The following is a 21697-nucleotide window of genomic DNA, read 5'->3' as shown; positions in this document are numbered from 1 at the left end:
TCATGAAGAAAATGTTGCGCTTTATTCTCCTCATCCTTGTCGTGCTGGGCATTGCCGCTGGGGTGGGGATGTGGAAAGTTCGCCAGCTGGCGGGCAGCCAAATCCTGATCGAGACGGAGACCATTTTTACCCTGAAACCGGGCACCGGACGGTTGGCGCTGGGTGAGCAGCTGTATAACGAGAAGATCATTAATCGCCCACGGGTGTTCCAGTGGTTATTACGTGTGCAGCCGGAGCTGTCGCATTTCAAGGCGGGCACGTATCGCTTTACGCCGGGGATGACCGTCAAGGAACTGCTGCAGCTGCTGGAGAGCGGTAAAGAGGCGCAGTTCCCGCTGCGTTTTGTGGAAGGGATGCGCCTGAGCGATTACCTGAAGCAGCTGCGGGAAGCTCCTTACATCAAGCACACCCTGCAGGATGATAGCTACGCCACCGTTGCTCAGGTTCTGAAGTTTGAGCATCCTGAGTGGGTGGAAGGGTGGTTCTGGCCGGACACCTGGATGTATACCGCAGGCACTACCGATGTGGCGTTGCTGCAACGTGCGCATAAAAAAATGGTCGCTGCGGTGGATAAAGCCTGGGAAGGGCGGATGAAAAATCTGCCGTATAAAGATCAAAACCAGTTCGTCACCATGGCCTCGATCGTCGAGAAAGAGACGGCGGTCGCTAGTGAGCGGGATCAGGTTGCCTCGGTATTTATCAATCGCCTGCGTATCGGCATGCGTCTGCAAACCGATCCGACGGTGATTTACGGTATGGGGGAAAATTACAAGGGCAATATTTCCCGTAAAGACCTGGAAACCCCGACCGATTATAATACCTATGTCATTAGCGGCTTACCGCCGGGGCCAATCGCCACACCGGGGCAGGCATCGCTGAATGCCGCCGCGCATCCTGCAAAAACGCCGTATCTCTATTTCGTCGCGGACGGAAAGGGTGGACACACTTTTAACACCAATCTTGCCAGTCATAATCGTTCAGTTCAGGACTATCTGAAGGCACGTAAGGAAAAAAATGCGCAGTAATTACATCGTCATTGAGGGGCTGGAAGGCGCCGGGAAAACCACCGCACGTGACGTGGTGGTCGAGACGCTCAAACAGTGTGGCATTGAAGAGATGATCTTCACCCGCGAACCGGGCGGCACTCAGCTGGCTGAAAAATTGCGTAGCCTGGTACTGGACATCAAATCGGTCGGGGATGAGGTCATTACCGATAAAGCCGAAGTCATGATGTTCTACGCCGCGCGTGTCCAACTGGTTGAAACCGTGATCAAACCCGCGCTGGCGCGGGGATGCTGGGTGATTGGCGATCGTCACGATCTCTCCACCCAGGCCTATCAGGGCGGTGGACGCGGCATTGATCAGCATATGCTCGGCACACTGCGCGATGCGGTGCTCGGGGATTTCCGTCCGAACCTGACGCTCTATCTCGATGTGACGCCCGAAGTGGGTCTGAAACGCGCCCGCGCCCGCGGCGAGCTTGATCGTATTGAGCAGGAGTCGCTGGACTTCTTTAATCGCACCCGCGCCCGTTACCGTGAGCTGGCCGCCGAGGACCCTTCGATCCGCACCATCGATGCGACCCAGCCGCTTGAAGACGTAATGAACGACATTCGCAAAACAGTCACTGACTGGCTGAAGGAACAACAGGCATGAAATGGTATCCATGGTTGCGCCCGCACTTTGAACAGCTGGTGAACAGCTATCAGTCCGGTCGGGGGCATCATGCGTTACTGATCCAGTCGCTGCCGGGCATGGGCGATGAGGCGTTGATCTACGCCATCACCCGTTTTTTGATGTGCCAACAGCCGCAGGGATACAAAAGCTGCGGTCAGTGCCGTAGCTGTCAGCTGATGCAGGCAGAAACGCACCCGGATTATTACGCGCTGGAGCCGGAGAAGGGCAAGACTACCTTGGGTATTGATGCGGTGCGCGCCATCAGTGAAAAGCTGTACGAGCGCGCGCGGCTCGGCGGGGCGAAAGTCGTGTGGCTGAAGGATGCCGCCCAGCTTACCGAGGCAGCAGCCAACGCGCTGTTAAAGACTCTTGAAGAGCCGCCGGAAAATACCTGGTTCCTGATGGCCTGCCGTGAGCCTGGAAGACTCCTGGCGACCCTTCGCAGCCGCTGTCGTCTGCATCATCTTAGCGTGCCGCAGGAGGCCTGGGCTATCAGCTGGCTTGCACGAGAAGTGACAACGTCACAGGAAGCGGCGTTAAGCGCGCTGCGCCTGAGCGGCGGGGCACCTGCCGCGGCGCTGGCATTGCTGCAGCCCAACGTCCAGACGCAACGGGAACAATTCTGTCACGCGCTCGGCGGAGTGGCAGACAGCGGCGACTGGCTGAGCCTGCTCCCGGCTCTCAACCATGATCAGGCACCCGATCGCCTGCACTGGCTGGCGGCTCTGCTGTTGGATGCCCTTAAAATTCAGCAGGGAGCAACCCTTGTCAGCAATGTCGATGCCTGGTCGCTCGTTAATAGTCTGGCGCAGCGCCTGCCAGGTGTGGCGTTACGGGCTATCCTTCATGATGTCTGCCAGTGTCGGGAACAACTACTAAGCGTAACGGGGCTGAATCGGGAGCTTGTCCTGACCGACCTGTTACTCACAATCGAGCATTACCTGCAACCGGGCACAACGCTGCCTGCATCCTATCTCTGAGAGAGACATTATGTTTTTAGTCGACTCACACTGCCATCTCGATGGCCTGGATTATCAATCCCTGCATAAAAACGTCGATGACGTGCTGGCAAAAGCCGCCGCCCGCGATGTGAAATTTTGTCTGGCGGTCGCCACGACGTTACCGGGTTACAAAACCATGCGTGAACTGGTGGGCGTACGCGACAACGTGGTGTTCTCCTGCGGCGTGCATCCCCTGAACCAGGATGAAGCGTACGACGTTGAAGATTTGCGCCGTCTGGCGGCGGAAGAGGGCGTAGTGGCGATGGGTGAAACCGGCCTGGATTATTTCTACACCCCGGAAACCAAAGCCCGCCAGCAGGAATCGTTCCGCGACCATATTCGCATTGGCCGGGAGTTGAATAAACCGGTGATTGTCCACACCCGTGATGCGCGCGCTGATACGCTGGCGATCCTGCAAGAAGAAAAGGTGACGGATTGCGGCGGCGTACTACACTGTTTCACAGAAGACAGAGAAACAGCGGGTAAGCTGCTGGATTTGGGTTTTTATATCTCGTTTTCCGGGATCGTGACGTTCCGTAATGCTGAGCAGCTTCGTGATGCTGCGCGTTACGTTCCGCTCGATCGCCTGCTGGTGGAAACAGACTCTCCTTATCTGGCACCGGTACCGCACCGCGGCAAAGAGAATCAACCCGCGATGGTACGGGATGTGGCCGAGTACATGGCCGTTTTGAAAGGCGTCGACGTTGCAGAACTGGCACGCATTACCACCGATAACTTTGCCAGCCTGTTTCACATCGATCCCTCCCGCCTGCAATCTGCATGATTAATCTATTTTTTTATGGCTCGTAATTAATAGCCAAAACGAGTAAAGTTCACCGCCCATGTGGGGGCGGTGAAGCGCTTTCTTGAAACATTTGGCAATTAATTTTGTAAATATCTGAAAGTTTTTCAGCTGCCTTACGCTGAAACGTGATAGCCGTCAAACAACGCTACGCGGATTTATTTTACTCTGTGTAATAAATAAAGGGCGCTTAGATGTCCTGTCCACGGCACGGTTCTCCCCCCGGGCCAATGCGTGAAAACGTAAAAAAAGCACAAATACTCAGGAGCACTCTCAATTATGTTTAAGAATGCATTTGCTAACCTGCAGAAGGTCGGTAAATCGCTGATGCTGCCAGTATCCGTACTGCCTATCGCAGGTATCCTGCTGGGCGTCGGTTCTGCAAACTTCAGCTGGCTGCCAGCCGTAGTTTCTCATGTGATGGCCGAAGCAGGCGGTTCTGTTTTTGCTAACATGCCACTGATCTTCGCCATCGGCGTTGCGCTTGGCTTCACCAATAACGACGGCGTATCAGCTCTGGCTGCTGTAGTTGCATACGGCATCATGGTTAAGACCATGGCTGTGGTAGCCCCTCTGGTGCTGCATTTACCTGCTGAAGAAATCGCGGCAAAACACCTGGCTGATACGGGTGTTCTGGGCGGTATCATTTCGGGTGCGATTGCGGCATATATGTTTAACCGCTTCTATCGCATCAAGCTGCCTGAGTATCTGGGCTTCTTTGCAGGCAAGCGTTTCGTACCAATCATCTCTGGTCTGGCGGCGATCTTCACCGGTGTGATCCTCTCCTTCATCTGGCCACCGATTGGTTCCGCGATCCAGACCTTCTCCCAGTGGGCTGCATACCAGAACCCGGTAGTGGCGTTCGGTATCTACGGCTTCATTGAGCGTTGCCTGGTACCGTTTGGTCTGCACCACATCTGGAACGTTCCTTTCCAGATGCAGATCGGCGAATACACCAACGCAGCAGGTCAGGTCTTCCATGGCGACATCCCTCGTTACATGGCAGGCGACCCAACTGCAGGCAAACTGTCTGGCGGCTTCCTGTTCAAAATGTACGGCCTGCCGGCTGCTGCGATTGCAATCTGGCACTCTGCTAAACCAGAGAACCGTGCAAAAGTGGGCGGTATCATGATCTCCGCAGCGCTGACCTCGTTCCTGACCGGTATCACCGAGCCGATCGAGTTCTCCTTCATGTTCGTTGCGCCGATCCTGTACATCATCCACGCGGTTCTGGCTGGCCTGGCGTTCCCAATCTGTATTCTGCTGGGTATGCGTGACGGTACGTCCTTCTCGCACGGTCTGATCGACTTTATCGTTCTGTCCGGTAACAGCAGCAAACTGTGGCTGTTCCCAATCGTTGGTGCGTGCTACGCGGTGGCGTACTACACCATCTTCCGCGTGCTGATCAAAGCACTGGACCTGAAAACACCAGGTCGTGAAGATGCGACAGACGACGTTAAAGCTGGCGCGACCAGCGAAATGGCTCCGGCACTGGTTGCAGCGTTCGGCGGTAAAGAGAACATCACTAACCTGGACGCGTGTATCACTCGTCTGCGTGTGAGCGTTGCTGATATCGCGAAAGTTGACCAGCCGGGTCTGAAAAAACTGGGCGCAGCAGGCGTAGTTGTTGCAGGTTCCGGTGTACAGGCTATCTTCGGTACTAAATCCGATAACCTGAAAACCGAAATGGATGAGTACATCCGCAGCAACTAAGTTGTGACCTGGGGAGACTAAGGCAGCCGAATGGCTGCCTTTTTTATTGCCTGTTGCCTGGTGGCGCTGCGCTTTCCTGAGCACACAACATTCAGGGCTCTGAGGTGGGTAAGGCACAGCCGTCATCCGGCCAACAGCGCGCATAAAAAAAGGGAGCCTTCAGGCTCCCTTTGACGACAGAATATTATCAGAACTGATAGCTTGCGGTCAGGCTCACGTTGCGCGGTTCGCCATACACAATTTCGCCTTCAACGTTGGTGTCGTAGGTCTTATCGAAGAGGTTATTCAGGTTACCCTGCAGGGAGAAGTTCTTCGTCACCTGGTAACGCGTGAAGAGGTCCACCAGCGCGTAGCTGCCCTGAGATGCACGCCAGGTGCCATAAGGCGTGTCCTGATAGGTATACACGCTGTTTTGCCAGTTAACGCCGCCGCCAACGGTCAGCTCAGGCATCGCCGGCAGACGGTAGCTGGTAAACAGTTTTACGGTCGTGCGCGGCAGCTGCGGGTTCACCGCCTTGCCCTGATTATCTTCCGCAACGTAACGCGTTGCACCAAAGGTCATCTGCCAGTTATCGGTCAGCGCACCGTTGATTTCAAACTCAACGCCTTTACTTACCGTACCGTCAACGCTCTCGTAAGCCACATCGGTGGAGCCCTGAATGGTCCGGCCGGTGCTTTGGCCCAGGTTATCCTGCTCAATACGGAACACGGACAGCGTGGTGGTCAGTCGGCTGTTCATCCAGTCAGATTTCAGGCCCGCTTCGTAGTTATTACCGGTGATCGGGTCAAGATATTTGCCGGAGCTGTCGCGGTAGTTCTGCGGCTGGAAGATAGAGGTATAGCTGGCGTAGGCAGACCAGTTGTCATTGATGTCGTAAACCAGACCCGCATAAGGCGTGGTGTGGTTTTTCTCCATGCCGTAGGTCAGGGTGTCTACACTCCAGTTGGTATACCGGGCACCAAGAATTAAATGCAGAGGATCGGCCAGTGAAATGCGCGTCGCGGCGTACAGCGATTTCATATTGGTGGTGTCATCCTGAGCCAGCGACTGCGATCCCCAATTGGTTTCCGGGAAGTAACCGTTATAGTCGTAGAAACTGCCGAACTCATCCGGGTAGACGTTAGCCCACGAGTTAGTGTAACGGTTCGTCTGACGGCTGAAGCTGCCGCCAATCATCATGGTGTGCTGGCGGCCTAACAGTTCATAGCCACCGTCAGCGAACAGATCCACCGCATCCACTTTACGCTTACCGCTGTTCCAGCCGGTGCCGCCAATGTAATCGTAGCCTGGGCCATAGTTCGAATAGGGGCCTTCCAGCATGCCAGTGCTCTTATTCACAAAGGCATCGATGTACATCGCTTTACTGTCGAACTTCGCTTCGGTATGGGTCGCATTCAGCGTGGCCTGCCAGTCATCGGCAAAGCGCTGCTTCAGGGTGAAGAAGACCTTATTGAACTCTTTGTCGTTGTAGGCCCAGTCTGGCGACGTGCTGTGCGCGCGGTCGTAATGTTTGGTGCTGCCGTCGGTGTTCCAGCGCGGCAAACCGCCCCAGGTCTGGTTATTGATGTCGATACGCTGGTATTCGTAGCCGGCGGACAGCGAGGTGCTGGTGCCCAGGTCGGCGTCCAGAATCCCGGAGAAGAAGGTTCGCTTCTGATTGTAATTGTCGAGCCAGGAATCACTGTCCTGATAACCCGCTACGATGCGGCTGCGCAGATTGCCGTCTTCCGTCAGCGGGCTTTGCATATCCATCACGTAACGCTGTTTGTTCCAGCTGCCGTATTCAGCCGACAGATTGGCCTTAAATTCGCGGCTGGTGGCATGTTTACGCACCATATTGATCGCCGCAGACGGGTTGCCTGTACCGGTCATCAGACCGTTAGCGCCGCGAACCACTTCGACCCGCTCAAACAGAGCCGTGTCTGACTGCGAATCGCCCAGATTCCAGCGTGACTCGAAATAGGTTGGGATGCCATCGACCATATAGTTGTCGATTTCAAAACCACGGGAATAAAAGTTGCTGCGATCGGAGTCAGTGGTGCTTTTGCTGATCCCCATCGTGTTATCCATCACGTCGCCCAGGGTTTGCAGCTGCTGATCTTCCATGCGTTGTTCGCTGACGATGGTGACCGACTGCGGAATGTCACGCTGCACCATCTGCATTTTGGTGCCTACGGTCGTGGTTTTTACGCTGTAGTCCTGGCTTTCATCCGCGGTGTCCGACGCCGTTGAACCATCAACAATAACGGTCTCTTCGGCCGGAGCGGCGAAGGTGGCCACTGGGGTCAACGCGAAGGCAATACAGGCTGCGAGCAGCGAAGGTTTAGCGACAGGCTGGCGCTGCCCGTCCCTGGTATAATTCATGAAAGACATCAATAAACCTTTCTGAGTGAAGTGTGAATGTTATGCCTCAGTTCCGTAAGTACAGACTGAGATCGTTATCGGTTTTTGAAATGCGCATGTAAATGCAAATGCGAAATATACGCATTGTGATTAACCCTGTAAACAGACGTTTCAGCCGTATCTGAAATTCTGTTTTAAGATTTAAGGGGAGGGTGCAGTGGGCGACAGCGTATAAATTGCGCTATAAGGAAAGAATTCGAGGGATAAGGTTGAAAGGATTGGAGAAAGTCGCTCATACTCTTGAGTCGTGTCACATAATAGTGCGCCTGCGACGGGGGGTTATCTCCGGGCACGTCGGCAGATTAAATGAACAAGGAAAATCTCATGGCTGAAGAAACTATTTTCAGTAAAATTATCCGTCGCGAGATCCCGGCGGATATCGTCTATCAGGACGATCTGGTTACCGCTTTTCGCGATATTTCTCCGCAGGCTCCTACGCACATCCTCATTATTCCTAATATTCTGATTCCGACGGTAAATGACGTGAAAACTGAGCATGAACTGGCATTAGGCCGTATGCTGACAGTAGCCGCGAAAATTGCTGAACAGGAAGGCGTGGCCGAAGACGGATACCGTTTGATCATGAACTGCAACCGCCACGGTGGTCAGGAAGTTTATCATATTCATATGCATCTGCTCGGCGGTCGCCCGCTGGGACCGATGCTGGCGCATAAAGGTCTCTAAGATGCCTGCAGGACGGATTGCGATACTGTTCATCATGATGGTGCTGGCGGGATGTAAATCTCAGCCAGCGATACCCGTCAATGATGAACAATCGCTGGTAATGGAATCATCAGTGCTGGCGGCAGGTATCACCGCCGACAAGCCTTCTCTAACGATCAGCGAAATTCAACCATCCGCTTCCTCTGTGCTATTTAATGAAAGAGATGAGGCGGTTACCGTCCATTACCGATTTTTCTGGTATGACGCCCGTGGCCTGGAAATGCATCCACTTGAAGCACCGCGTAGCGTAACGATCCCGGCGAATTCGTCGGTTAAACTTTACGGCGGCGCAAATTACCTGGGCGCGCATAAGGTCAGACTTTATCTATATCTCTAAGGGGTGAATTTTGATTAAAAACATCAGTCGTTACACGCTTGTCACGGCTTTTGCACTGTTCCTGTCAGGCTGTATTAGCCGCACTGAGCAACCACCCGCACCGGTGGAAGAGGTGAAACCGGGTGTTGAGCAGCCGGTTCAACCGACCCAGCCTGTGCCAACCGTGCCTACTGTGCCGTCCGTACCTGAGCAACCAGGCCCGATAGAACATCAGGAAGAGCCCGCGCAGCCTGCGCCGCGTGAGCGTCATTACGACTGGAACGGCGCGATGCAGCCAATGGTCGGCAAAATGTTGCAGGCGCAGGGCGTCAACGCAGGCAGCGTACTGCTGGTGGACAGCGTCAACAACCGGACCAACGGAAGCCTGAATGCCGGGGAAGCCACCGAAACGCTGCGCAATGCCCTGGCCAACAACGGCAAATTTACCCTCGTGTCGGCGCAGCAGCTGGCCGTGGCCAAGCAGCAGTTAGGCCTCTCTCCACAGGACAGCCTTGGCTCACGCAGTAAAGCCATCGGCATTGCCCGCAACGTAGGCGCGCAGTATGTGCTCTACTCCAGCGCGACCGGCAACGTCAACTCACCAGCGCTGCAAATGCAGCTGATGCTGGTTCAGACAGGTGAAATTATCTGGTCGGGCAAAGGTGCAGTTCAGCAACAGTAATCTGACGCGCGACACACTGCTGTCGCGCTTTTTCCCGCAATATCGTCTTATCGCGCCGCAGACCCATACCGGGTTGAGCGGCGCGAGTTGCATTATTGAGCATGCCGGACAGCGGCTGGTGTTGCGCCAGTATCACGCTGCACTGGCTACGCCAGCTCATTTTCGTCGCCAGTATCATGCGCTCCGCCATCTTTCCGCCGACATTGCTCCTCAGCCGCGGTTTTACAGCCCCGACTGGATAGCCGTCGATTATCTGTCCGGCGAGATCAAAACCGGGTTACCTGCCGCACCTGCGCTTGCCGCAATGCTGTATCATCTGCATCAACAGCCCAGGTTTGGCTGGCGTATCACCCTGGCCCCACTGCTGGAGCAGTACTGGTTGCAGGCCTCGCCGTCCCGGCGCACGCCGTTATGGCTACGATGGCATAAGCGGCTGCAAAAACGGGGCGAGCCGCGTCCGCTCCGCCTGGCGCCGCTGCATATGGATGTTCATGCGGGTAATATCGTGCATACAGAGACCGGCTGTCGGCTGCTGGACTGGGAATACGCCGGAGACGGCGACATTGCCCTCGAGCTGGCCAGCGTCTGGTCTGAGAGCGACGCCCAGCGTCAGCTGCTGCTCGCCGCGTACAGTGAGATCGCGCAGCTTGACCGCTTCCTGCTGCAACGCCAGGTGAATCGCTGGCGCCCGTGGGTGCTGATGCTGATGGCAGGCTGGTTTGAGCTGCGCTGGCAACAATCACAAGACAAACATTTTATTACGCTGGCCGATGAGATCTGGCGCCAGTTAGAAACAACAGAATAAGAGAGGTTCGTGTGGGTCCGGTCATGTTGGATGTGGAAGGTTATGAACTGGATGCGGAGGAGCGCGAGATTCTGGCGCATCCGCTGGTGGGTGGTCTGATCCTGTTTATGCGCAATTATCACGATCCGGCGCAGCTGCGGGAGTTGGTGCGTCAGATCCGTGAGGCCTCCCATCACCGTCTGGTGGTGGCAGTCGATCAGGAAGGCGGCCGCGTGCAGCGTTTTCGCGAGGGCTTTACCCGTCTGCCTGCGGCCCAGTCATTTGCGGCGTTACTCGGGCTTGAAGAGGGCGGCAAACTGGCGCAGGAGGCCGGCTGGCTGATGGCCAGCGAAATGATCGCCATGGACATTGATATCAGCTTTGCACCGGTGCTGGACGTAGGCCATATCAGTGCCGCCATCGGGGAGCGCGCGTATCACGAGGATCCGCAGAAGGCGCTACAGATCGCCACCCGCGTTATCGACGGGATGCACGAGGCCGGAATGAAAACCACCGGCAAACATTTCCCTGGGCACGGCGCCGTGACGGCGGATTCCCATAAAGAGACCCCGCGTGACCCACGCCCGCAGGCGGAGATCCGCGCCCGGGATATGTCGATTTTCAAATCGCTGATCAGCGACAACAAGCTCGATGCCATCATGCCCGCGCATGTGATCTACCCCGATGTCGATCCGCGTCCGGCCAGCGGCTCGCCGCACTGGCTGAAAACGGTCCTGCGCCAGGAGCTGGGCTTCAACGGTGTGATTTTCTCTGACGATCTGTCGATGGAAGGGGCGGCGATCATGGGCAGCTACGCCGAACGCGGCCAGGCATCGCTGGACGCGGGTTGCGATATGATCCTGGTCTGCAATAATCGTAAAGGCGCAGTCAGCGTGTTAGATAACCTGTCGCCGATCAAGGCTGAACGTGTTACACAATTGTATCATAAAGGTTCTTTTAGCCGTCAGGATCTGCGGGATACAGCACGCTGGAAAACGGTGAATGCGCAGCTTGAGGCGCTTCATGAGCGCTGGGAAGCGCATAAAGCGGGGCAATAACCCCTCCTGGCAAGCGTAGTGTGGCGAGGATACGATGATCATCTATTTGCACGGTTTTGATTCGAACAGTCCCGGTAATCACGAGAAAGTCCTGCAGTTGCAGTTTATCGACCCGGATGTACGGCTGATTAGCTATAGCACACGCCATCCGAAGCATGATATGCAGCATCTGCTGAAAGAAGTGGACAAAATGTTGCAGTTGAACGTTGACGATCGCCCGTTGATCTGTGGCGTCGGCCTCGGGGGATACTGGGCGGAGCGCATCGGGTTCTTGTGCGATATTCGCCAGGTGGTGTTCAATCCAAACCTGTTCCCGAACGAGAACATGGAAGGCAAGATCGACAGGCCGGAAGAGTATGTCGATATTGCCACCAAGTGCGTAAGCAACTTTCGCGAAAAGAACCGCGATCGCTGTCTGGTGATCCTCTCCCGCAACGATGAGGCACTGAACAGCCCACGTGCCGCGGAGCTGCTGCACCACTACTACGAAATTGTCTGGGATGAAGAGCAGACGCATAAGTTCAAGAATATTGCCCCCCATCTGCAACGTATCAAAGCGTTCAAGACATTAGGTTAATTCCTGATTACAGCCTAAGCCCGGCCACGTAACGTGAGCCGGGTTTTCTTTTTGCTAAGCTTGTGTAAATTTTAAGCGGCAAAACTTGATGCATATCAATTTTGGTATGACCAATGCACCGAACATGTTATTCTCATGACAGTTGAATGGTTTCAGTGCTGTAACCTGTTGTTAATTAAAGGTTATTTTCATAACTTTTAGTTAACAATTGGTTAATAATTTAGGGGGTCACGTTGACTACACCATTGAAAAAGATAGTGATTGTGGGTGGTGGTGCTGGCGGTCTGGAACTGGCTACGCAGTTAGGAAAGAAGCTTGGTCGCGGTAAAAAGGCCAAAGTAACACTCGTCGATCGTAACCACAGCCACCTGTGGAAACCGCTATTGCACGAAGTTGCTACCGGTTCTCTGGATGAGGGCGTTGACGCGCTGAGCTATCTGGCACATGCGCGCAACCACGGTTTCCAGTTCCAGCTGGGTTCGGTGATGGATATCAACCGCGAAAGCAAAACCATTACCCTGGCAGAGCTGCGTGATGAGAAGGGCGAGTTGCTGGTACCGGAGCGCAAGCTGGCGTATGACACGCTGGTTATGGCGCTGGGCAGCACCTCTAACGACTTCAACACCCCGGGCGTTAAAGAGCATTGCATCTTCCTCGACAACCCGCACCAGGCGCGTCGTTTCCATCAGGAGATGCTGAACCTGTTCCTGAAATACTCCAATAACCTCGGCGCAAATGGCAAGGTTAATATCGCCATCGTGGGCGGCGGTGCTACCGGCGTTGAGCTTTCTGCGGAGCTGCATAACGCGGTGAAACAGCTGCACAGCTACGGCTACAAAGGGTTAACCAACGACGCCCTGAACGTGACTCTGGTGGAAGCGGGCGAGCGTATTCTGCCTGCGCTGCCGCCACGTATCTCTGGCGCTGCTCACAACGAGCTGACCAAGATGGGCGTGCGTGTCCTGACTCAGACTATGGTCACCAGTGCCGATGAGCATGGCCTGCACACCAAAGATGGCGAATACATCAAAGCCGATCTGATGGTCTGGGCGGCAGGTATCAAGGCGCCTGATTTCATGAAAGAGATTGGCGGCCTGGAAACAAACCGCATCAACCAACTGGTGGTAGAGCCAACGCTGCAAACCACCCGCGACCCTGACATTTACGCCATTGGTGACTGCGCCTCCTGCGCACGCCCGGAAGGCGGGTTTGTTCCTCCTCGCGCCCAGGCCGCTCACCAGATGGCTAGTCTGGCGCTGCATAACATCCTGGCGCAGGCGAAAGGCAAAACCCTGAAGAATTACGTCTACAAAGACCACGGTTCTCTGGTGTCGCTCTCAAACTTCTCTACAGTGGGTAGTCTGATGGGTAACCTGATGCGCGGCTCGATGATGGTAGAAGGGCGCATTGCGCGCTTCGTCTATATCTCGCTGTACCGTATGCACCAGGTGGCGCTGCACGGTTACTTCAAAACCGGACTGATGATGCTGGTTGGCAGCATCAACCGCGTGATCCGACCGCGACTGAAACTGCACTAAGACCCATGCCCCTCCGCACTCGCTGGAGGGGCTTTTTCAGCATATTATTCTGTGTATCTCGCCCCTGGGGTCTAAGAGTCCTCCTAAACAGACCTTTTTTGTGTTTATCCCCACATTTTTAATCCTTTCTCTGATTTGCGGACACACCTCTTTAGTTGCAGAATTGTTACCAATAGCAACGAAAAGGAGAACGTCCCATGAATAAATCCATGGTGGCAGGTATAGGGATTGGCGTGGTTGCCGCGTTAGGCGTGGCGGCAGTTGCCAGTCTTAATGTCTTTGAACGTGGCCCACAATACGCGCAGGTTGTTTCGGCGACACCCATTAAAGAGACGGTGAAAACACCGCGTCAGGAGTGCCGTAATGTAACCGTAACGCATCGTCGTCCGGTGCAGGATGAAAACCGGATTGCCGGATCTGTACTGGGTGCAGTGGCGGGCGGCGTGATTGGTCATCAGTTTGGTGGCGGGCGCGGTAAAGATGTCGCGACTGTTGTGGGTGCGCTGGGCGGCGGTTATGCCGGTAACCAGGCTCAGGGAGCACTCCAGGAGCGGGATACTTACACCACGACGCAGCAGCGTTGTAAAACCGTTTACGACAAATCGGAAAAAATGCTCGGCTATGATGTGACGTACAAAATTGGCGATCAGCAGGGCAAAATTCGCATGGATAAAGATCCCGGCACGCAAATCCCTCTCAACGGTGATGGGCAGCTGGTACTGAATAACAAAGCATAAAAAAATCTGTTCTCTGCGTTTAGCTCCTCATTCGCTCAGGCTGGGGAGCTTTTTTTTATTCATAAAAAAGACCTCAACCCCCGCAGCGATGCGTAAGGAATAAGGTCTTTCTTAAGGATAAAGCAGGGTTAACCGTGGTTACAGGTCAAATTCGTTATCCTGGCGCAGTAACATAAATCCTGTTATCAGTACGGAAAGGAATGCAAATAAAACTGACCCACCACATAAAACCCAGAGACCGAATAACAATGTAATGACCATTAACACCTTGAAAAATGGTAATAGCAAAATCATTTTTATTCTCCTTCTGAATGTGAATAGCCAGAACATCTCCCTTATGACCACGCGTCTAATCATTAGCACGTCAATAATCACCCGTTAAGGATAGCAAGCGGCAGACATGTGGTGATAGTTTTTACCTATCTTTAAACAGATTTGTCTGAAAGTGGGGCAGAAGCAGGGCGGTAAACCGCCCTTTTTTGATCAGGATTTCAGGAGTTCAGGCCACAGGCGCAAGGTGGTTTGCGTGATAGTCTGCAGTTTTTCCAGGCTGGCACCCTCCCGGGCGCTGATTGACATTCCCTGCAGAATGCAGCTCAGATACTGCGCCAGTTTTTGCGGATCGCACTGGGCGGGGATCTCACCGCGCTGCTGACGTTGCTGTAAAAACCGGCACAGCGTCTCTTCCTGCATCGCATGGCGAGATTTAACCGTATGGGCAATCTCTTCTGACGACGCCGCCAGCGTCGCTGACGTGTTAATCATAAAACAGCCTGCGGGCGTGTCTTTGCTGGTAAAGCAGGTCGCCACTGCGGTGAAGTAGTCTTCCAGCGCGTCTTCAACGCGCTTCTCTTCGCAAAACAGCTGCGCTTCATGGCGGGCAGCGAATCGGCTGATATAGCGATCCAGCACCGCGCGGAACAGTCCTTCTTTATTGGTAAATTCTGCGTACAGCGTAGGCGCTTTGGCCCCGGTCGCTGCGACCAGGTCAGCCAGCGATGTGGCTTCATACCCATGCTGCCAGAACAATGTCATGGCCTTGTCCAGCGCCGCTTCCCTGTCGAACACTTTTGGTCGGCCACGGCTTTTCTTAGCGCAACGCGTGTCATCGGTTGTCATGAGCCGTTGTACCTCAATTGGTTTGTTGAATGACCATTATAAAAATAATCCCTTCTGGCAGCCAGCGCTGAATTCATAAAATAAATATCTTCATATCAACATGAATTTAAACGCTTTTAATTTTATTTTAACGATCGTTATAAAAATAGTTTGACCGTGATGGGGATCACATTTATCATTTAGTTATCGATCGTTAAGTTAATGCTTACGACATCCCATCACTTGCATAAGGTTCTCATTATGAAAAACGTAAAAACACTGATCGCCGCAGCCGTACTAAGCTCACTCTCTTTTGCCAGCTTCGCTGCTGTGCAGGTTCAGTCTACCCCTGCGGATCAACAAAAAGTGGGCACGATTGCCGCAAATGGCGGGCCTAACCTGGGTTCACTGGAAAGCCAGTTGGCGCAAAAAGCCGATGAGATGGGTGCAAAATCTTTCCGTATCACCTCTGTTACCGGTCCAAATAACCTGCACGGTACTGCGGTGATCTACAAATAAGCATGGCTTAACCCTCATTAATGCCACTGCGAAAAAAAACGCTCTGCAATTGCAGAGCGTTTTTTATTTGGCTATCTGGCTACAGGGCCTGAACCTCAGCATGGCGGGTAACATCCACCGGCATTCCCGAGCGGGCCTCCATTGCACGCTCCATCACTGTTTCATCTGCACTGGCTTTGAAGCTCTGCTGGGCACTATTCAACACAATCGGCAGGGTCTGGGGATCGTCATTCAGCTGCTTCGAGAGCGGTTGATGCACTTCCACCAGCCGCACGCCGCCTGGCTCTTCTGACACCTTAACCGGCGTATTCATGATATTCACTTTGGTGCCGGGCTGAATGACGCGGAACAGCGTCTCGATGTCATTATCACGCAGGCGGATACAGCCGGAGCTGACGCGCATGCCAATCCCGAAATCGGCGTTAGTGCCGTGCAACAGGTAGACACCACCGTAGGCGGCGAGGCGAATCGCATGATGTCCCATCGGGTTTTCCGGCCCGGCAGGCACGACCGCAGGCAGATCGATGCCCTGGGCTTTATAACGGGCGCGGATATTGGCGGTCGGGGTCCAGGTAGGGTTGGCGCGTTTGTCCGATACCGTGGTCACCATGGTTGGCGTCAGGGTATCGCCTCCCAGCTGGCCAATGCCAATGGGATAGACCGTGACCTCATTTTTACCCGGCGGGTAATAATAGAGACGCAGTTCGGCCAGGTTGATCACTATCCCTTCCCGGGGCGCGTCGGGGAGCAGGGTCTGTAATGGGATGGTCAGCACGCTGCCCGCGCGGGGAACATAGGGGTCCACCCCAGGGTTAGCCTGGAGCAGGGCCAGAAAGCCGACATTATATTTTTTGGCAATCGCTTCCAGCGAGCCGCCGTCATTTTCCACCACATGAAAGCGGTTCTCGCCCACGAGACGGCTGCCTGACGGGGGCAAGGGCCAGGTATTGGCCCGGGCCGGCAGAGCAAAGGCCAGGGTCGAGAGCAGCGCAACCAACGATATCCAACGGGTAAAACGCGGAGTTGTCATCATCACCAGAATCCATAGCAATAAAGATTATTGTTATCTGAAAGTTAATTGATAATTATGGCGAATGGACGTGTCGGGAAATCCAGGCGTATTGCAAAGAGTTGTAAATTGCGCGGGGAAATATCAGGCCGGGCGATCTTAGGGTCGCCCGGCAGTGGGTCAGGCGACGGCGTTCTCTTCGAGCTGACGCATAAAGTTACGCACCCATTCCATGCGGGTTTTCCGTTCCGCCAGATCCTGGGTGAATTTCAGACGCGTTGGGCCGTCCAGGCGATAGTGCTGAGGCTGCTTTTGCAGCAGGCTAATCAGCCACATAGGATCGACATGGTTCTTCTCGGCAAACTCAATCATGCCGCCTTTATCGTTCCCTTCCAGTTTGCGGATCCCAAGTTTTTGCGCCTGCTGACGTAACCGGGCGATATCCAACAGGTTACGCGCCGCATCCGGCAGCAGACCAAAGCGGTCGATCAGCTCCACCTTGATCTCGTCGAGGCTCGCTTCGTCTTTGGCGCTGGCAATGCGTTTATAGAATGACAGACGGGTATTAACGTCCGGGATAAAGTCATCCGGCAGCAGGGCGGGCATCCGCAGTTCAACTTCTGTTTGCTGGCTGGTGAGATCTTCCAGTGATGGCTCACGGCCTGCCTTGAGGGCATCGACGGCGTTCTCCAGCAGCTCCATATACAGCTGGAACCCGATGGTCTCCATCGATCCGCTCTGATCTTCACCAAGCAGTTCACCCGCGCCGCGGATCTCGAGGTCGTGCGTCGCCAGCGCAAAGCCAGCCCCCAGATCTTCCAGCGAGGCGATAGCTTCAAGACGTTTTTGCGCATCGGTGGTCATTGCCTTCGGATGCGGGGTCATCAGCCAGGCATAGGCCTGATGGTGCGAACGCCCGACACGACCACGCAGCTGGTGAAGCTGCGCCAGACCAAAGTGATCCGCCCGCTCAATGATGATGGTATTGGCGGTAGGAATGTCGATCCCGGTTTCAATGATGGTGGTACACACCAGCACGTTGAACCGCTGGTGGTGGAAGTCGTTCATCACCCGTTCCAGCTCGCGCTCGCGCATCTGCCCGTGGCCGATGGCGATCCGCGCCTCCGGTACCAGTTCCGCCAGCCGGTCGGCCGCTTTCTGGATATTTTCCACGTCGTTATAGAGATAGTAGACCTGGCCGCCGCGCAGGACTTCACGCAGGATCGCCTCGCGTACCACCAGATTATCGTATTCACGCACAAAGGTTTTTACGGCAAGACGACGGGCCGGTGGGGTGGCGATAATCGACAGATCGCGCATCCCGCTCATCGCCATGTTCAACGTGCGCGGGATCGGCGTGGCCGTCAGGGTGAGGATATCGACATCGGCGCGCATCGCTTTAATGCGCTCTTTATGGCGCACACCAAAGCGGTGCTCTTCATCGACAATCAATAGCCCCAGATCTTTCCACTTCACATCGCTCTGCAGCAGCTTATGGGTACCGATCAGAATATCGATTTTGCCTTCGCTGGCCTGCTCCAGGATCTGTGCCTGCTCTTTAGCGCTGCGGAAACGCGACATCATCTCAATGCGCACCGGCCAGTTGGCAAAGCGGTCGCGGAAGTTATCGTAGTGCTGCTGCGCCAGCAGCGTGGTCGGCACCAGGACCGCCACCTGCTTGTTATTCTCTACCGCGAGGAAGGTGGCACGCATGGCCACTTCGGTTTTCCCGAAGCCCACGTCGCCGCACACCAGCCGGTCCATCGCCAGCGGCTGACACATGTCGCTCAGCACGGCATTGATTGCCTGGGCCTGATCCGGGGTAGTTTCAAACGGGAAGCTGTCGCAGAACAGCTGGTACTGCTCTTTATCGTGTTTAAAGGCGTAGCCAGACTTCGCCGCACGCTGGGCGTAGATATCCAGCAACTCTGCCGCCACGTCGCGAACTTTTTCCGCCGCTTTCTGCCGCGCCCGCGCCCAGGCGTCACCGCCGAGTTTATGCAGGGGGGCATTCTCTTCTGCGCCGCCTGCGTAGCGGCTGATCAGGTGCAGGGATGACACCGGGACATAGAGTTTGGCGTCGTTGGCGTACATCAGCATCAGGTATTCGCCCTTGATGCCACCGGCTTCCAGCGTCGTCATCCCCGCATAACGGCCCACGCCATGTTCGAGATGGACAATCGGCTGGCCAGGATGCAGCTCTGCCAGGTTACGGATCAGCGTGTCGGGGTTGATGGTGCGGCGGCTGTCCTGGCGACGGCGGGCCACACGCTCACCCAGCAGATCGCTTTCGCAGATCAGCGCCAGGTTATTGAGCGTATCAATAAACCCGTGTTCAGCAGCACCGATCATCAGATAGCGCCCGGTACCGCTGGCTTCGTCCAGACGCAGGATGCGCTTCGGCGCCACTTTGATGCGGCTGAGCAGTTCGCCCAGCGCTTCACGACGCCCTTCGCTTTCAACCGAGAAGATCACCGGGCCGGTAAAGGCTTCGAGGAACTTGCGCAGGTTATCCAGCGGGGATTTATTCTGCGCCTGCACCGCGAGGTCCGGCAGTGGTTGATAGGCCAGATTGGTGTTGGCGGCTTTGTCCGGCAGGCTGTCCGTTTTAAGCTGCACGCGCGGCCAGCGCTTCAGCTCGCTGAAGAGTTCGTCAGTGCGCAGCCACAGCAGCTCCGGCTCGAGCAGCGGGCGCATCGGGTCCACGCCGCGGTTTTCAAAGCGGGCACGGGTTTCACTCTCAAAACGGTTGGCGCTGGCTTCCAGATCGCCGGTGTTGAGCACCAGCGTATTGGCCGGGAAATAGCTGAACAGGGCGGGCAGCGGCTCGCTGAAGAACAGCGGCTGCCAGTACTCGATCCCCGTCGGCAGGGTGCCTTTGCTCACCTGTTGATAGATATGCTCGGCATCGCGCTTGACCTCAAACTTATCGCGCCACTGGCTGCGGAACAGTTCGATGGCGGCTTTGTCGGTCGGGAACTCGTGCGCTGGCAGCAGGTTGATGGCCTCCACTTCCTCCAGCGTACGCTGGGTGTCAGCGTCAAACAGGCGCAGGCTGTCGATCTCATCATCGAAGAAATCCAGGCGATACGGCAGCGCGCTACCCATCGGGAAGAGATCGAGCAGGGCGCCGCGGGTGGCGTACTCCCCGTGCTCCATCACCTGATCCACATGACGATAGCCTGCGCTGTCGAGCTGGACGCGCAGTGCATCCCGCGACAGACGCTGGCCCTTTTTCATCACCAGCGCATGGCCGTGCAAGTAGCTGTGCGGGCAGACGCGCTGCATCAGGGTATTGACCGGCACAATCAGCACGCCGCGCTGCATCGTGGGCAGCTGATAGAGCGTGGACAGGCGCGAGGAGATAATCTCCTGATGCGGCGAGAAGCTGTCGTAGGGCAGGGTCTCCCAGTCGGCAAGACTGGTAACCAGCTGATCGGTAAACTGGCGGATCTCATCATGCAGGCGCAGGGCGTTTTGCATATCCGGCGCGACCAGCACCACTGGCCCCTGATGACGCTCTGCAATTTCCGCAACCAGCGTGGCGCAGGCTGCGCCGGTCAGTTCACCCAACTGGCGTTGGTCGCCCGCTTTGCCGGGCAGGGAAAAACGATATTGTTCAGGCATGGCTTTGTCAGGATCTCTTAGTGGGCATATCACTGATACACAATGTCTTTATTATCCTTGATCGTTTTACATTAGCAAATCGTAACCGCACGCAGCGTGAAGACGCCCCCGCAAGGGCGCTAGCGCGTGGCCTCAACCGGCGTCAGACGGGTAGGCGGGCTAAAGAAGAAATCTCCGGTTAGCGCAGTGGAGAGTTTACGCGCTCCCAGTCCCACGAGGGTGCAGACCAGAAGGCTGGCAAAGGGATACAACAGCACCACCGTCAACTCCGCCCACACCGGCCAGGTTCCGCTGTTCAGCTGGTGGATCATAAACAGGCTGACCCCTTCGATCAGAATGCGGTGGGTGGTGTAGATCGCAATGGTGTTCGAGCCAACCACGTTCAGCAGGTTGTCAGGGCTGACGGAAAAACGCTGCTCAAAGCGGTAGAAAAGGGCCATGATCAGCAGAATCGACAGCAGCGACAGCGGCAGGGGAACCCCGACGAACCACAGCACCACGGAGACCACGCCAAACGCCGCTACCGCCAGCGCGTCACGCCGCCATACCCGGGCCTGCATCCACGCCATCAGCTGCACCCCATACCAGGCCCCGAGGCTGTAGTAGATCATATTGCGCACCACGCTGTTCATGCCCCACCACGGCAGTGGCAGAAAATTAATCGCGATGCTGACCAGCGCCAACAGTCCAATGAGCGGCAGCTTCCAGCGGCTCAGCAGCTTGCAGAGGGTGAAATAGACCACCAGCGCATAGAGGTACCACAGGCTAGTGCTGGCGGTGAGCATTCCGGTGATAAAGCCACTCAGCGAGTCGGCATAGGCAGCGTTCGACGCGGTATTGAGATCCCGATCCGGTGCCAGCCACGCATTCAGATGGGTCAATGCCTGCCACTGCAACACACCCCACAGTGCCAGAACCCAGATAATGCTCCAGAGCCGTTTATCCACGCAGGTTTTCCAGTCCACCTCGTCAATGTAGCGCCGCACCAGATACCCTGAGATAAAGAAGAACACCGGCATACGGAAGGGGGCGAGATAAAGATTAAACGTCACCCAACATTTGGCGAGCAGCACCGAAAGCGGAGCGTGCAGGGCCTCAAGGTGGGGATAAAAGGTGATCACCGAGTGGTAAATAACCACCAGGCAGATGCATAACCCCTTTATCTGGTTAATCCATAGTGCTTTTTGTTTCATCGCTTACCGGGTCCTGTTTTTCATCGTCATCGAACGGGTAAGTGTGTTCAGACGCTGGCGGGATGTAACGGGTAAGAGTCTGTAAGCGGACGATTTTCAGAAAAACTGCAAAGTAAGGGTGAGGAAGCGGAGGGGCAGGTAGCGGTTACTGCCTTGATTTAGCCAGATTTTTCGGATAATTGATTATCAAAGCTTCGGGTATCAGTCATTTACCCTTAGCGGATTCGCTTATATACTCG

Annotated in this window: 19 protein-coding genes; 14 read left to right on the top strand and 5 right to left on the bottom strand. The window is 55.3% G+C overall.

The features are described 5' to 3' along the window. Positions 1-2: 2 nt before the first annotated feature. The 5 genes from yceG (at position 3) to ptsG (ending at position 5193) form a co-directional block, all read left to right on the top strand. Entirely contained in the window at positions 3-1025 is a 1023-nt protein-coding gene (gene yceG / locus ABIE02_RS02690) for a cell division protein YceG (RefSeq protein ID WP_130589023.1), read from the top strand. Further along, complete coding sequence (tmk, locus tag ABIE02_RS02685; protein ID WP_032617556.1) at positions 1015-1656, top strand: dTMP kinase; 642 nt, start codon at positions 1015-1017, stop codon at positions 1654-1656. The genes yceG and tmk overlap by 11 nt, the downstream gene beginning before the upstream one ends. Continuing rightward, complete coding sequence (holB, locus tag ABIE02_RS02680) at positions 1653-2657, top strand: DNA polymerase III subunit delta' (RefSeq protein ID WP_336994752.1); 1005 nt, start codon at positions 1653-1655, stop codon at positions 2655-2657. The genes tmk and holB overlap by 4 nt, the downstream gene beginning before the upstream one ends. A gap of 10 nt (positions 2658-2667) precedes the next feature. Further along, positions 2668-3462, top strand: coding sequence for a metal-dependent hydrolase (locus ABIE02_RS02675; RefSeq protein WP_032617559.1), 795 nt, complete (start codon positions 2668-2670; stop codon positions 3460-3462). Between the two features lie 297 nt (positions 3463-3759). Continuing rightward, entirely contained in the window at positions 3760-5193 is a 1434-nt protein-coding gene (gene ptsG, locus ABIE02_RS02670; RefSeq protein ID WP_032617560.1) for a PTS glucose transporter subunit IIBC, read from the top strand. 187 nt (positions 5194-5380) lie between these two features. Here ptsG and fhuE read toward each other — a convergent pair whose 3' ends face one another. Then, complete coding sequence (gene fhuE, locus ABIE02_RS02665) at positions 5381-7567, bottom strand: ferric-rhodotorulic acid/ferric-coprogen receptor FhuE (RefSeq protein WP_059308264.1); 2187 nt, start codon at positions 7565-7567, stop codon at positions 5381-5383. A 354-nt stretch (positions 7568-7921) separates the two neighbouring features. Here fhuE and hinT point away from each other — a divergent pair, with 354 nt between their 5' ends. The 8 genes from hinT (at position 7922) to ABIE02_RS02625 (ending at position 14012) form a co-directional block, all read left to right on the top strand. Beyond that, on the top strand, positions 7922-8281 hold the full coding sequence (hinT, locus tag ABIE02_RS02660) for a purine nucleoside phosphoramidase (RefSeq protein ID WP_032617562.1): 360 nt from the start codon (positions 7922-7924) through the stop codon (positions 8279-8281). 1 nt (position 8282) lies between these two features. Continuing rightward, complete coding sequence (locus ABIE02_RS02655) at positions 8283-8657, top strand: YcfL family protein (protein WP_032617563.1); 375 nt, start codon at positions 8283-8285, stop codon at positions 8655-8657. A 10-nt stretch (positions 8658-8667) separates the two neighbouring features. Further along, positions 8668-9318 (top strand): penicillin-binding protein activator LpoB, encoded by a 651-nt coding sequence (gene lpoB / locus ABIE02_RS02650; protein ID WP_032617564.1) that lies wholly within the window; start codon positions 8668-8670, stop codon positions 9316-9318. Then, positions 9299-10123, top strand: a complete 825-nt coding sequence (gene thiK, locus ABIE02_RS02645; RefSeq protein WP_032617565.1) for a thiamine kinase — start codon at positions 9299-9301, stop codon at positions 10121-10123. Before lpoB ends, thiK begins: the two co-directional genes overlap by 20 nt. 11 nt (positions 10124-10134) lie before the next feature. Further along, positions 10135-11160 (top strand): beta-N-acetylhexosaminidase, encoded by a 1026-nt coding sequence (gene nagZ / locus ABIE02_RS02640; protein WP_032617566.1) that lies wholly within the window; start codon positions 10135-10137, stop codon positions 11158-11160. 34 nt (positions 11161-11194) lie between these two features. Further along, on the top strand, positions 11195-11737 hold the full coding sequence (gene ycfP, locus ABIE02_RS02635; protein ID WP_032617568.1) for an alpha/beta hydrolase YcfP: 543 nt from the start codon (positions 11195-11197) through the stop codon (positions 11735-11737). A 233-nt stretch (positions 11738-11970) separates the two neighbouring features. Next, positions 11971-13275, top strand: coding sequence for an NAD(P)/FAD-dependent oxidoreductase (locus ABIE02_RS02630; protein WP_059308263.1), 1305 nt, complete (start codon positions 11971-11973; stop codon positions 13273-13275). Between the two features lie 197 nt (positions 13276-13472). Next, entirely contained in the window at positions 13473-14012 is a 540-nt protein-coding gene (locus tag ABIE02_RS02625) for a glycine zipper 2TM domain-containing protein (protein WP_032617569.1), read from the top strand. Positions 14013-14495: 483 nt separating this feature from the next. Here the strand turns inward: ABIE02_RS02625 and ABIE02_RS02620 are convergent, their stop codons facing one another. After that, entirely contained in the window at positions 14496-15131 is a 636-nt protein-coding gene (locus tag ABIE02_RS02620) for a TetR/AcrR family transcriptional regulator (RefSeq protein ID WP_032617570.1), read from the bottom strand. A gap of 240 nt (positions 15132-15371) precedes the next feature. Between ABIE02_RS02620 and bhsA the strand changes: the two genes are divergently transcribed. Next, on the top strand, positions 15372-15629 hold the full coding sequence (gene bhsA / locus ABIE02_RS02615; RefSeq protein ID WP_032617571.1) for a multiple stress resistance protein BhsA: 258 nt from the start codon (positions 15372-15374) through the stop codon (positions 15627-15629). Between the two features lie 79 nt (positions 15630-15708). Here bhsA and ldtC read toward each other — a convergent pair whose 3' ends face one another. From ldtC to ABIE02_RS02600, 3 genes are all read right to left on the bottom strand, one after another. After that, a complete protein-coding gene (gene ldtC / locus ABIE02_RS02610; RefSeq protein ID WP_032617572.1) occupies positions 15709-16662 on the bottom strand; it encodes a L,D-transpeptidase LdtC in 954 nt (317 codons plus the stop codon). Positions 16663-16818: 156 nt separating this feature from the next. Next, the gene (gene mfd / locus ABIE02_RS02605; RefSeq protein ID WP_059308262.1) at positions 16819-20265 is read right to left on the bottom strand and encodes a transcription-repair coupling factor; all 3447 of its coding nucleotides are present in this window, start codon (positions 20263-20265) and stop codon (positions 16819-16821) included. A 119-nt stretch (positions 20266-20384) separates the two neighbouring features. Then, on the bottom strand, positions 20385-21458 hold the full coding sequence (locus ABIE02_RS02600) for an acyltransferase family protein (protein ID WP_059308261.1): 1074 nt from the start codon (positions 21456-21458) through the stop codon (positions 20385-20387). Positions 21459-21697: the final 239 nt, after the last annotated feature.

The sequence above is a fragment of the Leclercia sp. 1548 genome (assembly GCF_050435045.1).
GTDB lineage: Bacteria > Pseudomonadota > Gammaproteobacteria > Enterobacterales > Enterobacteriaceae > Enterobacter > Enterobacter adecarboxylatus.
Note: the sequence above shows the minus strand (reverse complement) of the source record. Positions and strands in the feature narration are given on the sequence as shown.